Origin of the sequence: Chitinophaga sp. YR573 (assembly GCF_900110995.1) — a bacterium.
GTDB lineage: Bacteria > Bacteroidota > Bacteroidia > Chitinophagales > Chitinophagaceae > Chitinophaga.
On record NZ_FOJF01000001.1, the window covers coordinates 307,596 to 321,318 of the forward strand.

Here is a 13,723-nt window from a genome sequence, read left to right on the forward strand (position 1 = left end):
ATATGACTATTGTTTATCTCGTTCCATGTTTTGGATTATTAGCGTTACTATTCACAGCGATCCGAAGTGCCTGGGTATCCCGTCAGGATGCAGGCAATGAAAAAATGCAGGAAATAGCCAGGTATATTGCCGAGGGCGCAATGGCTTTCCTGAAGGCAGAATACAAGATCCTCACTTATTTCGTTATCATCGCGGCTCTTTTGTTAGCCTACATGGGCGCTTCCCACAAGAATTCCGACTGGACCATCGCCCTGGCTTTCATTGTAGGTGCCGTATTTTCTGCCACAGCTGGTTTTATTGGAATGAAGATAGCCACTAAAGCAAACGTACGTACCGCACAGGCAGCACGCAGCAGCCTGGCCCAGGCCCTTAAGGTATCCTTCACAGGAGGATCTGTAATGGGAATGGGTGTAGCAGGACTGGCAGTACTCGGACTAGGTTCCCTGTTCATCCTGCTCAAAGCATATTTTGGTGCAGAAGCCAATACAGAGGAAATGATCAAGACGATTGAAGTCCTCACCGGCTTCTCCCTGGGTGCAGAAAGCATCGCTCTCTTCGCCCGCGTAGGTGGTGGTATCTATACCAAAGCCGCAGACGTAGGAGCCGACCTGGTAGGTAAAGTGGAAGCAGGCATCCCTGAGGATGATCCCCGTAACCCCGCTACCATTGCCGATAACGTAGGCGATAACGTAGGTGACGTAGCTGGTATGGGCGCCGATCTGTTCGGCTCTTATGTAGCTACCGTACTTGCTACCATGGTACTTGGCAGCGAAATTATTTCCCATGATAAATTCGGCGGACTCGCCCCTATCATATTACCAATGCTGATTGCCGGCATGGGTATCGTATTCTCCATCATTGCCACATTGTTCGTGCGCATCTCCGATACCGCAGGTCTCAGCACCAGCGTTGTACAGAGAGCCTTAAACATGGGTAACTGGGGTTCTATCGTACTCTCAGCTATCGCCAGTGCTACACTGGTATATTATATCATGCCCGCAGATGCTATCTACTTAAAACGCGATTTCATCGCCGGTACTGATCAGCTGAAAGACGGTGCAAAAGCCATTACACAAAACGGTGTGGTAGGAGCCATCTTCGTGGGCCTCGCAGTAGGAACACTGATGAGCATCATCACAGAGTACTACACTGCTATGGGTAAACGCCCGGTAATGTCCATCATCCGCCAGTCTTCCACAGGCCACGCTACTAACGTGATCGGCGGTCTGGCTGTAGGTATGGAATCCACATTTTTACCCATCCTGGTACTGGCTTCCGGTATCTACGGCTCCTTCTATTTCGCAGGCCTTTATGGTGTAGCGATAGCAGCAGCAGGTATGATGGCTACCACTGCCATGCAGCTGGCAATCGATGCTTTCGGCCCTATTGCGGATAACGCAGGTGGTATTGCAGAAATGAGCGAACTGCCTAAAGATGTACGTGAAAAAACAGATATCCTGGATGCCGTGGGTAACACCACCGCCGCTACCGGTAAAGGCTTTGCCATTGCCTCTGCGGCCCTTACCTCACTGGCGCTCTTCGCTGCCTTTGTAGGTGTTGCAGGCATCAGCGGTATCGATATTTATAAAGCTGATGTACTGGCAGGTTTATTTGTAGGTGGAATGATCCCCTTCATTTTCTCTTCCCTGGCCATCCGTGCAGTAGGTGAAGCGGCTATGAGTATGGTGGAAGAAGTACGCCGCCAGTTCAAAGAAATCCCGGGGATCATGGAAGGTACCGGTAAACCGGAATACGACAAATGTGTGGCGATCTCTACCCAGGCTTCTATTAAAAAAATGATGTTACCAGGTGCTATTGCTCTGCTATCGCCATTAATCATGGGCTTTATATTCGGCCCCGAAGTACTGGGCGGATTCCTGGCAGGTGCTACCGTGAGTGGTGTGCTGATGGGGATGTTCCAGAACAATGCCGGTGGTGCATGGGATAATGCCAAGAAGTCTTTTGAGAAAGGTGTTGATATCAACGGTGTTACTTACTACAAGAAATCAGAACCACATAAGGCTTCCGTTACAGGAGATACCGTAGGAGATCCTTTCAAAGATACTTCTGGTCCTTCTATGAACATCCTTATCAAACTGATGTCTATCGTATCCCTGGTAATCGCTCCTACCCTGGCGGAACTTTTCCATACTATTAAAGTAGAAGAAAAGCCTACCGTAAAAACAGAACAAGTAATTCAGGCTAAAGTAGTTGCATTAAAAAAATAAACTCTTTTGATAAAAAAAGGCTCCGTTGGATATACCAACGGGGCCTTTTTCGTTAACAATATCCACTACGGAATGTTTATTGTACTAGATCACACTAAAACAGATAAACATGAAGATTGCCATTATCGGAGCCTCCGGCTTCATAGGTTCAGCCATTTTGAAAGAAGCATTAGACAGGGGGCATAGCGTTACTGCGATAGTAAGACATGCCGAAAAGATCACCACTACTCATCCTCAGCTCATTATTAAAGAAGCAGATGTAGCGACTGCAGACGTTGCCAGTCTGGTAGCCGGTAATGAAGCAGTCATCAGCGCTTATAACGCATACGACTCAGCTACCTATGTAAAGGCTATACATGCTATCATCAACGGCATTAAAAAAGCCGGTATTAAACGATTCCTGGCGGTAAGCGGCGCCGGTAGCCTGGAAATAGAACCCGGCTTACAGGTACTGGATACCCCGGAATTCCCGGCAGAATGGAAAGGTGGTGCTTCTGCTACCCGAGATGCGTTTTATGTAATAAGAGAACAGAATGACCTGGACTGGACGGTATTAAGTCCGGCCATGATGATAGAACCAGGAGAACGTACCGGCAGATTCCGCTTAGGGAAAGACCAGGTAGTGGCAGATGAAAAAGGAGATAGTAAGATATCTACCGGTGACTACGCAGTAGCAATGATAGATGAACTGGAAAAACCAGCCCATATAAGAGAAAGATTCACTTTAGCATATTAATCAGGTATGCGGCCGGCAAGTCTGGCCGCTACCTCATTTTAACAGGGCTTACCCCGAACTTCTTCTTAAATGCAGTACTGAAATGCTGTATAGAGGAAAATCCGTACGTATCCGCGATATCAGTCAGAGAGACACTCTTCTCAAGCACTAATTTACGTGCATGTTCCATCCGGTGATCATTCAGATATCCATACACCGTATTATCAAATACCTGCTTAAAACCATTCTTCAGCTTAAATTCATTCAGCCCGGTCAATCTCGATAACTCCTGTAAAGAAGGGGGTTCCTGCATCCGCATTAACAGTATATCCCGCGCATGATAAATCTTCTCTTTATCCGTCTTTGAAACAGTACTGTGTAATTCTGTTCCTCTCTCATACTGCTCGCACTGCAAAGCCAGTAACTCCAGTACCTTAGACTGTAAATACAGCTTCTTCAACCCACCCCTGAATTCACACTTTTTCACATCATCCAGTATCGCCAGCATTCTTGTGGTAATCGGTTGATTACTGTTTTTATTCAGCATGATCGCCTTACCAACTGCCACTTTATTGGCCAAACCATCCAGTACACGCCCATTATTGGCAGCCAGGTCCAGGAAACGTTCAGTGGAAAAATTCAATGCCACCATCTCCATGTTATTCTGTTTGATCACAGAAGCATTCTCCGTCTCAAAAGGGTTGTAGATAAGATTATGCTCAAGGGAAGAAAAACGGCGTTTCCCGGCAGTTTCCATATCCGTATCAATCTGCCCGTGTATCAGGAACATCAGGGATACGGCATTGATGTTTTCTGTAGATTCTATATGCAGATTCTGATAGATCTGCGCACTGCCCATCGCAATATGATAGCCATCAAAAAACATCTCCCGGAAGCTGGCCTCCCCGAAATCACGTTCCAATTGCTGCGTTTCTTCTATCAGGGAAGGAGAACGTAGCTTGTCCATAGGGAAAAGATCATCTTCCCGGAACAATACCTCATGTGAGTCATTAGATATCTGAATGCCCATAATAATCCGTTAAATATAAATTTTAATCCTTCTCGTGTAACAGTTAACCGGACAAAGTGCTTCAAATTTGCACAAAAATATTCCCAAATATTTAATAATTTATTATGATTGGAATATTCAGGACGAATATTAACACCACACAGGATAAGATAAATGTACTGGAGGCTATCTCTGCTTCATTTAACGTTGCTACCTGTAGTATTGATATGGAAGATTGCGATAAAGTATTGAGAATTGTTGCCCAGACCCAACCTATAGAGGAAACTGCCGTTATAAAGTTAGTACAACATATGGGTTATCAATGTACTGTATTAGAATAGCCTTACATATCTGAAAAAATCTCTTCTCCCCTCATAGGGGTACTTCCCTTCGCTTACGTCATATATGCGTAAATAGGCCAACTATCTGCCAAATAACAACATTAAGATCCTTTTATGAAGACAAGGTTAATAATGCTGCTGTTTCCAGTCCTGCTATTATTGCAGGGACAGTATGCACAAGCTCAGCAACGGTACACTATAAGTGGTTATGTAAAAGACCAGCAGAATGGAGAAAGCCTCATCGGGATCTCCGTTTCCAAAGCAGGTACCGGATTGGGTACAGTTACAAATGAATTCGGTTTCTTCTCCCTCACCTTACCGGCAGGAGATCATGTACTGCAATTCTCTTATGTAGGATATACATCCATGAAATTGAATGTATCCCTCAAAAGCAATAAAACAATGGATATTAAGCTGGAGAAATCCAGCAGCCAGTTAAGTACTGTCACTGTAAAAGGTACCAAACAGGAAAAAGCAGTGAATACACTGAGTACCAGTCTTAACCGCCTGGATATTGCCCAGATGAAAAAGATGCCCACTTTCATGGGTGAAGTAGATGTACTCCGTTCTATCCAGACCTTACCCGGCGTAAACACGGTAGGTGAAGGCGCCAGTGGATTCAATGTACGTGGTGGTGCAGCAGATGAAAACCTCATCCTGCTGGACGATGCCCCTGTATATAACTCCACCCACATGCTTGGTTTCTTCTCCGTATTCAACCCTGATGCAGTGAAAAGCATCAACCTCATTAAAGGCGGTTTTCCGGCTGAATATGGCGGCCGTACTTCCTCTGTACTAGATATACGCATGAAGGACGGAAACAACCAGAATACGACCGTAAATGGCGGTATAGGCAATATCTTCAGCAGGTTATCTGTGGAAGGTCCTATCAAGAAAGATGAATCCTCTTTCATCATCGCTGCCCGCCGCTCTTACATAGATGTGATCATGAAACCTTTCCTGAAAGGAGACATGAAAGATACCAAGCTGAATTTCTATGATGTTACCGCTAAGGTGAACTTCAAACTGAATAAGAACAATACCCTGTTTGCCAGTGGTTACCTGGGCCGTGACGTATTCGGTTTCGGTACACAGGTAAATATGAACTGGGGAAATAAAACAGCTACTGTAAGATGGAATCACGTATTCACCAACAGATTGTTCCTGAACCTGACCACCTTCTATAGTAACTACGATTATACCCTGGACTTTAACAACAGCAGTAAGAAAGAAGCCGGAGAAAATACTCAGAAATACAAATGGACATCCAACATCATCAACTACGGTGTTAAACCTGCCTTCACTTACTATATCAATGCACACAACAGTATACATACGGGTGTATCGGGCATCTACTATACCTTTAAACCCGGTACTGGTACTGCTGTAGATGGCACGACCACCAGTGTAACGGATTTAACACAACAGCATGGCCTGGAAGCAGCTGCCTATATTGATCATGAGTGGAAACCTTCCACCAGGTTCGGCGTACAGTATGGATTAAGGTTCTCTTCTTATCAATACCTTGGTAAAGGTACTGCCTACTACTATAACGATACCACACCAGGCATCCGTAAAACACTGGCAGGCACCAAAGAATACGGCGCCAACGAAGTGATAAAAGCATACAACTACCTGGAACCAAGAATCACAGCACGTTACGCTTTATCAGACAATCACGCCATCAAAGCATCTTATGCCCGTACTACACAGTTCATGCATCAGTTGTCAAACACAGCCTCTCCTACTCCACTGGATATCTGGACGCCAAGTACCAACAACGTACAACCACAGGTGGCAGACCAGTACACCGTAGGGTATGTATACGATGCACCGTCTAATGTCTATGAAATCTCTGCCGAAGTATACTACAAAAACATGGAGCATCAGCTGGATTATATAGACAATGCTGATCTGCAACTGAACCAGCTGATAGAAGCAGACTTACTGCCTTCTCACAGCCGTTCATACGGACTGGAAGTAATGGCGAAAAAAGAAGTAGGCGCTACTACAGGATGGATCAGCTATACACTGTCCCGTACAGAACGTCAGACAAACGGTATCAGCCAGAACGAATGGTTCCTGAACCGCTACGACAGAACTCATAACCTTAACCTCGTATTAACACACGATTTCTCTCCAAGGAGGACACTGTCTGCCAACTGGGTATTCGCATCCGGTACACCTGCTACATTTGCGGATAGCCGCCTGGAATTCCAGGACTGGGATATTCCTTACAACAGCACCGATAAGCGTAACAATTACAGATTGCCTGCTTATCACCGCCTGGATCTATCCTACACCATCAAAGGCAAACAACTGCGCCGCTGGAAAGGAGAATGGGTATTCTCTCTGTATAATGTTTATGCACGCAGAAATGCTTATACCGTCTATTTCCAGCAGAATAAAGATGATCCTTCCAAGAAAGAAGCAGTACGTCTCTCTATCATAGGCTCTGTTATTCCAGGTATCACTTACAACTTCAAATTTTAACCGGTATTTACATGAAAAAATTACTGATAATAGCAATGATAATGGCAGGATTCAGCGCCTGCACAGACACGATAGATGTGAACGTAGCAAAAGGTACCTCTTATCCGGTACTGGATGCATGGATCACCAATGAACCGGGTTTACAGGTAATCAGACTCACACAGTCTGTCCCTTATACAGATCAGGCACCTGCTCCTGTTATCAAAGATGCCATCATTACACTCATCGATGAAACAGCCGGACAAACATATGCGTTCAACTTTAACGATTCTGCCTATACGTTTAACCCGGGTGATAATGCCACAGTTGGTGTAACCGGCCACGCATACAGATTACGTGTCGTATACAAAGGTGAAACATTCGAAGCGATAGATACTATTAAAAGAACAACACCTATCGATTCCATCACCTATAAGTACAAAACAAAAAGTGAAAATGCAGTGCCAAAAGATGGATACGAGGCTAAGTTCCATGCAGTAGATGTAAAGGGCGCAGTAGATTATTACTGGATCCGTTCTTACCGCAACAATGTATGGCATCGTGTAGCTGATACCTATTCTGTAGATGGTTATTTTGACCAGAGCGTACTGGATGGAGCTTCCTTCATACTTCCCATTCAGGAAGGTATTACAGATGAAGAACATCCTTACCAGCTGGGTGAAAAAATAATCGTAAAAATCCGCTCACTTACTTACCAGAGCCACTTCTTCCTTACACAGGTAGATGAACAGATCAATGCAGGCGGACTGTTTGCCAAAGTGCTGGAAAACGTAAAATGTAATGCAACAAATATCACTCCCGGCGGTAAACAAAAACTGCTTGGCTGGTTCGGTACTTCTGCTGTAAGCAGCAGCGAGAAAGTAATAGAATAGTTCTCTCCCCATATAACGCAGGCTGGAAAGTCTCTTTTTCCAGCCTGCTTCACAAAAAACAAAAAAAACAATTTATATGAAAAAAGCGCTGATGGCGCTGCTGATACTGATTACAGTACAGCAGGCCCGGGCACAGCATGCCCAGACATTATTCTCCAACAACGGTCTACACAAGACAAGAATTGCCGCATATGGTGTGCCTGCGGCTAAATTTACATCCATCGATGGTAAATTTGGAGTGCTGACAGGTGGTTACGGTGGTGTACTTTTAAATGGTAAATGGATGCTGGGAGCAGGCGCTTACTCGCTTGTCAATAATATAGCTCTCCCAGGTGTAAATGCGAACGGTACTACAGACTATCTGAATTTATGGTATACTGGCGCGGTAGTAGAATACATCCATAATTCGGACAAACTGATACACTGGACTGCCGGTACACTCATTGGTGGTGGCGGTGTTTCCAGAAGGGACAAACACAGATTCGATGACGACGGCGATCATAACAGTTATAACTATGATAGAAGCGGATTGTTTGTAGCAGAACCCTTTGCTAACCTCGAAATCAATATCATCAAAAACCTGCGTTTAGATATAGGAGCCTCTTACAGGTTAGTTAAAGGAACAAGTACCACAGCTATCACAGATAGTAAACTCAGCAATCCCTCAGTACACGTAGGCTTGAAAGCCGGTATCTTCTAGTCCTCAAACCATCAATATAACACTTGTGCCAGGCATAGCTGCCTCTTCAGACGGAACGATTTCCAACCGAAGGGCGGCATGCCTGTTTTAATTTATTTTCCATAAATATTTGGTGATTACGAAAAGTATCGTACATTTGATACGAAGATATTCGTACATCAATAATCATTGTAATTATGAGCACTGCCAAACAGACGAAACCGACGGAAAGCGAACTGGAAATATTAGGAATACTGTGGGATAAAGGTGCCAGCACAGTAAGAGAAGTACATGAGATATTAGAGAAGACGAAAGACGCAGGATATACTACTACCCTCAAGCTGATGCAGATCATGCATGAGAAGAACCTGCTAACAAGAGATACTACCAGTAAAACGCATATATATGAAGCTGCGATTTCACAGGAAAGCACACAGCAACAGTTACTCAATAAAATGATTGATACCGTGTTCAATGGATCTGCCTCACAACTGGTGCTGCAGGCATTAGGTAATCACCGTTCCTCGAAAGAAGAACTGGAGAAAATAAAGCAATACCTGAACGATATAGAAAATCAACAGAATAAGTAACCTGCTGCGCTGCGGCACATAAAACAAGACTATCATGACTGCGTCACTACCTTTCACTGCAGATCTGATCCAGGCTTTTGGATGGGCCCTGCTGCATTCTTTCTGGCAAGCGTTGCTTATATACGGCTGTTTACGGCTGGTACTGCTCCTGTGGCCACAGGCCAGTTCCGGTATCAAATACAATCTTTCTTTTCTTTCCCTCACAGGCATTTTCGGATGGTTCATCATCACCCTGTGGGAACAGTTGCAAACGGTCAAAAGGATCCACTTTGTTGCTGTACAAATGATAGATACAGGTATCCGCCCAACCGGGCTGGAACTGCCGGCTATCTATCACAGCCAGACCAGGCTGACAAGCCTTTTCCCTAACCTCGAATTCTTTTTTCCATTGCTTATGGTTATCTACATAACAGGGGTAGCTGTTATGACAATAAAGCTGACAATGGACCTGCTGCAACTGCGGCACATAAGAAGAAAGCAGGTATTGCCCATCGATTCCGTATGGCAACAACACCTCGATAAACTGTTGCTGCAGCTTCAGCTATCCAGGAAAGTAAAACTGCTGATTTCCGAACACATACAGGTGCCCGTTATGATCGGCTTTTTAAAGCCACTGATCATTCTGCCTGTCATCATGTTTAACAACCTGACAGCCGAGCAGCTGGAAGCAATTCTTCTGCACGAACTGGCTCACATAAAACGCAATGATTATCTACTGAATATCTTCCAGTCAATCGTAGAAACCATTCTGTTCTTTAATCCCTTTATATGGCTGATCTCTAAAAATATCCGCATCGAAAGGGAACACTGTTGTGACGATCTCGTAATAACAGGTAAAGTACATCCGTTGCATTATGCCAAAGCCCTGGTAGCATTAGAAGAATACCGGTTAACTGTCAATACCCTGGCAATGGCGGCTGCAAATAACAAACAACACTTATTTCACCGCATTAAACGCATCATGGAAATGAAAACTAAAAACATTAACTATACGCAAAAATTATTAGCTGTACTGATCATCGCCGTAGGCCTTGTATCCATTGCATGGCTGAACCCTACCAGCGCAATGACAGAGACCAAGAAAGATAAAAAAGAGGTAGCAATACCTGCAGCTATCGCTCCTGCCATCGTACCTGCTACCATACATCTTGCAACCTTTACAAAAGATACTGTTCCCGCCTCTAAAAGACAGGCAGAAAAACAACGCGCCGAGAAGACAAAAGCAGAACAGCTGGATATAGCAGAAAAGAGCATGGATGCTGCTAAAATTGGCATAGATGCTGCCCAGGAAGCAATGAAAAACATCGACTGGAACCAGATCAATGTAGAGGTTAACAATGCCATGAAAAATGTAAACTGGGACGAGATTAATCTGAATGTTCAGACAGCGTTGAAAAATATCGACTGGAACAAAATCAATGAAGATATTAAAGTAAGCGTGAATGCAGCACAGACATCAGTAGATCCTAAAATCATAGCCGAAAGTGTACGTATAGGAATGCAAAGTGCAAAAACTGCCATGGCTAACTTCTCATCTGAAGATGTAAAAAAACATGTAGCTGAAGCTATGGAACAAGCCAAAAAAGGAATAGCGCAAGCCCAAATATCAATGACCCAGTCACAGCACACCCTGACACTAAACAAGAAAGAAATAGCAACAGCAAAGGATGCTCAGTCCAAATACAAGGTATTGATAAAGAAGATGTCCGAAGATAAACTGATTGATGCGGAAAAAGGATACATTATTGCAGTAAAAAACGGCGTACTGAGTATAAACGGTGAAGTACAACCTTCAGCTGTTAAGGACAAATACAACAAAGAACTGGGCGATGTGAAAGATCTGAGTATACAGGGCAAAGATGACAACCTGGTTATAAGCGAAAACGACTAATACCATCTAACCTTACAATTATACTTCGCTACTGCCGTTCATACAGCAGTAGCGTTTTTTTTTGCCCGTTCCCCCTTATCTTTAGACCCTAAACCTCAAAGTTGATATGAAAGCTTTTTTAGCTATCCTCGCGAGCTTCCTTATGATGGAAGTACAGGCACAGGACTTTACCGTTGTTAAAAGTAATGCAGCTACTCCGGTTAAAAACCAATGCCTGACCGGTACCTGCTGGTGTTTCTCTACCACTTCCATGATAGAATCGGAATCTCTGCGGAAAGGACAACCCTCCCTGGACCTCTCCGAGATGTTCACCGTACGTAATATCTACATAGAAAAGGCAAAGAACTACATTCACCGCCAGGGATTCGCCCGTTTTGATGAAGGTGGACTGGGCCATGATGTCCTCTACGCTGCTGCTCATTATGGCATCGTTCCTGAGAGCGTGTACAGTGGGCTTAAACCGGGGCAAACAGAGCATGACCATGGTGCACTGGTCGCTGCTATGAAAACTTACCTGGACAGCCTCCTGAAGGTTAAAAGACCCCTTCCCGACGACTGGCAGGTACACCTGGTTGCTATACTAGACCAGTACCTGGGCGCTCCTCCTGCTACTTTTACTTACAATGGCCATACTTATACGCCCCTTACCTTCGCCAAAGAAGTGGTAAAGTTCAATCCGGATGATTATGTGAACCTGACTTCCTTCACGGACCATCCCTTTTACAAACCCTTCATTGTAGAAGTACCGGACAACTTCTCCAATGGTACTTACCTCAATATTCCGCTCAACGAAATGATCTCTATTGCCAAAACAGCGCTGACCAAAGGGTACACTGTACTATGGGATGCAGATGTCTCTAACAGAGGCTGGCTGACAGGCAAAGGATATGCAGTATATCCTGCTGTTGATACCATCGGAAGAAGCAGCGCTTTTAATGCAGATGTGGAAGAAAAGCCATTCACAGCTGAAGGGCGTCAGAAATTATATGAGGAATTAATTACGGAAGATGATCACCTCATGCACATCACCGGTATCGGTAAAAGCAAACAGGGTAAAGATTTCTTTATTGTTAAGAACTCCTGGGGTACTAAGGCCGGTCCTTTTGATGGATATATGCATGTTTCTGTCCCCTATTTTGCTATCAACACTATTACTATCGTAGTACCTAAAGCTGCTTTGGATAAATCTTTCAGCAGCAAACTGGCTGCTAATTAAAGATAATCAGAACAGGTTGTCTCAAAAGTATTAGGAGACACTAAAAAGGCTCCGGTAGGAGCCCCGTGTTTGTAGAAAATATAATATCCTCTTTAATTGACTCCGTAGGAGTCCCCTTCTATTCACGAATTAGGGGACTCCTACGGAGTCTGTGTTTTGTTATTTAATGCGTTTTCTACAAACACGGGGCTCCTACCGGAGCCTATCATGTTTTGTTACAAAAAGATATCAGCAGTGACAAAAAGAGACTCCGTAAGTACTACCTTTTCAGGTATTACCTACGGAGTCTTTCTTTTAAAGTTATCCCTGCCTTATACACAGGTAGCTCCTGGCGAACCGGAGCTATTTAGATCAGCAGTGTTGGCGCTGTCTGATCCGGCTCCCACGGGAGCCACCTGTCTTATAGGATAATCATAGGGATGATCAATGGATAACTTTAAACCCTTCAAAGTTTTGTAGTTCTCCTGCTGTAACAGTGACGTCTGTCACGTTTGCTAAAGGCGGGCCTTCCCAACACCACGCAATGAATTGTTCCATTGCATGTGCTTCTCCTTCTGCCGCTATCCATACAGAGCCATCGGGTAAGTTCTTCACTTGCCCCCGGATACCTAAGTGGTCGGCGGTATTTTTTGCACTGGCCCTGAAAAAGACACCATGTACCCTTCCTTTAACAATAATGATTGAATGTAGTTGTCGCATATGCATGCCTTACATTTATGAAAGCACCAAAGCTACGAAACAGGTTAACTATTATCCGGGTTTTAATGAACGATTGAGGGAAACACAAACAATGAATGATACAGACCGGGTTCATAATATGACATAATTCAACAGTTTTATTCTGACCATTTATGACTTGATTATTATACTATAACTAAACAATGAATATTCTCTTATCATGCCATATTCCACATTCATCAGTACGTGGTTAATATGGATCAAACACAGGTAATCTATACTTCAACTATACCGCAGCGTCTTTTCTGATTATCCTATGCCGCATAATTAAACAGCGTCTTCTCTCTCTGTACCTCATGACCAAACACAAAATCCTTTACCACCTCATAATTGCCACCACCTTCTGGTTTCCTCAGTAATGTGAAACTCCTGCACTGAAAACTGCGTACAAATATCTGGTTATTGAAATGATCATATACCTTCTGAAATTCAGTAGTAGTGATCGCTCTTGCTAATGCTATATGAGGTTTATATGCTGTAGGCTTTATTTCAAACTCCTGCAAAATCTTCGTATGCAATTCAGCTATAGGCTTGGGATTAGCTACATTCACATAAATAGTACGCTTATCATCACCATGCTGAAAATGATCAAACCGGGAAGTATACAGCGTGAAATTAGATTGCTTCTTTGCAATACTGTCCAGCAGACTAATAAAATCATCCTGGTACTTCTCAGGAAATACAGAGCGGAACAGACTAATATGCGCCTGTGAAACCCTGCTGCTATTCAAACCCAGCTCCTGGGCGATTAATTGCTTCATGGCCTTCACATCATTGTTGATCTGAGTACCCGGAGTTACTACCAGCAGGTAATCATACAATGTTTCCTGCTCAAATGTTAAGTTGTTATTTGCTTGCATAACCAAATAAGTTTAAGACTTAAAGTGTATTGGTTATTTGAATATTGACATCACAAATATACATTACAATAATGACATTTACTAACTTTTT

Annotated in this window: 13 protein-coding genes; 10 read left to right on the plus strand and 3 right to left on the minus strand. The window is 43.8% G+C overall.

Annotation, left to right across the window (positions count from 1 at the left end; genetic code table 11):
* The first annotated feature begins 2 nt into the window (after positions 1-2).
* Together BMW86_RS01325 and BMW86_RS01330 are read left to right on the plus strand one after the other, a co-directional pair.
* Positions 3-2,228: a sodium-translocating pyrophosphatase gene (locus BMW86_RS01325; protein WP_089778216.1), complete on the plus strand. Its 2,226-nt coding sequence runs from the start codon at positions 3-5 to the stop codon at positions 2,226-2,228.
* A gap of 109 nt (positions 2,229-2,337) precedes the next feature.
* Positions 2,338-2,964 carry an NAD(P)-dependent oxidoreductase gene (locus BMW86_RS01330; protein WP_089778218.1) on the plus strand — a complete coding sequence of 209 codons (627 nt, stop codon included), beginning with the start codon at positions 2,338-2,340 and terminating at the stop codon, positions 2,962-2,964.
* A 28-nt stretch (positions 2,965-2,992) separates the two neighbouring features.
* On the opposite strand, the gene BMW86_RS01335 is transcribed toward BMW86_RS01330, so the two are convergent.
* A complete protein-coding gene (locus BMW86_RS01335; protein ID WP_089778220.1) occupies positions 2,993-3,973 on the minus strand; it encodes a helix-turn-helix transcriptional regulator in 981 nt (326 codons plus the stop codon).
* A gap of 104 nt (positions 3,974-4,077) precedes the next feature.
* On the opposite strand from BMW86_RS01335, the gene BMW86_RS01340 reads away from it, so the two are divergent.
* The 8 genes from BMW86_RS01340 to BMW86_RS32695 all read left to right on the plus strand — a co-directional run bounded on the left by BMW86_RS01340 (position 4,078) and on the right by BMW86_RS32695 (position 12,445).
* Entirely contained in the window at positions 4,078-4,293 is a 216-nt protein-coding gene (locus BMW86_RS01340) for a hypothetical protein (protein WP_089778222.1), read from the plus strand.
* Between the two features lie 114 nt (positions 4,294-4,407).
* On the plus strand, positions 4,408-6,786 hold the full coding sequence (locus BMW86_RS01345; protein WP_089778224.1) for a TonB-dependent receptor: 2,379 nt from the start codon (positions 4,408-4,410) through the stop codon (positions 6,784-6,786).
* A gap of 11 nt (positions 6,787-6,797) precedes the next feature.
* The gene (locus BMW86_RS01350; RefSeq protein WP_089778226.1) at positions 6,798-7,658 is read left to right on the plus strand and encodes a DUF4249 domain-containing protein; all 861 of its coding nucleotides are present in this window, start codon (positions 6,798-6,800) and stop codon (positions 7,656-7,658) included.
* Between the two features lie 76 nt (positions 7,659-7,734).
* A complete protein-coding gene (locus BMW86_RS01355) occupies positions 7,735-8,358 on the plus strand; it encodes a hypothetical protein (protein WP_089778228.1) in 624 nt (207 codons plus the stop codon).
* Positions 8,359-8,534: 176 nt separating this feature from the next.
* Positions 8,535-8,927 (plus strand): BlaI/MecI/CopY family transcriptional regulator, encoded by a 393-nt coding sequence (locus BMW86_RS01360; protein WP_089778230.1) that lies wholly within the window; start codon positions 8,535-8,537, stop codon positions 8,925-8,927.
* A 34-nt stretch (positions 8,928-8,961) separates the two neighbouring features.
* Positions 8,962-10,818, plus strand: coding sequence for a M56 family metallopeptidase (locus BMW86_RS01365; protein WP_089778232.1), 1,857 nt, complete (start codon positions 8,962-8,964; stop codon positions 10,816-10,818).
* 106 nt (positions 10,819-10,924) lie between these two features.
* A complete protein-coding gene (locus BMW86_RS01370) occupies positions 10,925-12,034 on the plus strand; it encodes a C1 family peptidase (protein WP_089778234.1) in 1,110 nt (369 codons plus the stop codon).
* A gap of 234 nt (positions 12,035-12,268) precedes the next feature.
* Positions 12,269-12,445: a hypothetical protein gene (locus tag BMW86_RS32695; RefSeq protein ID WP_177189122.1), complete on the plus strand. Its 177-nt coding sequence runs from the start codon at positions 12,269-12,271 to the stop codon at positions 12,443-12,445.
* A 12-nt stretch (positions 12,446-12,457) separates the two neighbouring features.
* Here BMW86_RS32695 and BMW86_RS01380 read toward each other — a convergent pair whose 3' ends face one another.
* Both BMW86_RS01380 and BMW86_RS01385 read right to left on the minus strand, forming a co-directional pair.
* Positions 12,458-12,733 carry an acylphosphatase gene (locus BMW86_RS01380; RefSeq protein ID WP_089783515.1) on the minus strand — a complete coding sequence of 92 codons (276 nt, stop codon included), beginning with the start codon at positions 12,731-12,733 and terminating at the stop codon, positions 12,458-12,460.
* A gap of 293 nt (positions 12,734-13,026) precedes the next feature.
* Positions 13,027-13,632: a 2'-5' RNA ligase family protein gene (locus tag BMW86_RS01385; protein ID WP_089778238.1), complete on the minus strand. Its 606-nt coding sequence runs from the start codon at positions 13,630-13,632 to the stop codon at positions 13,027-13,029.
* Between the last annotated feature and the right edge of the window lie 91 nt (positions 13,633-13,723).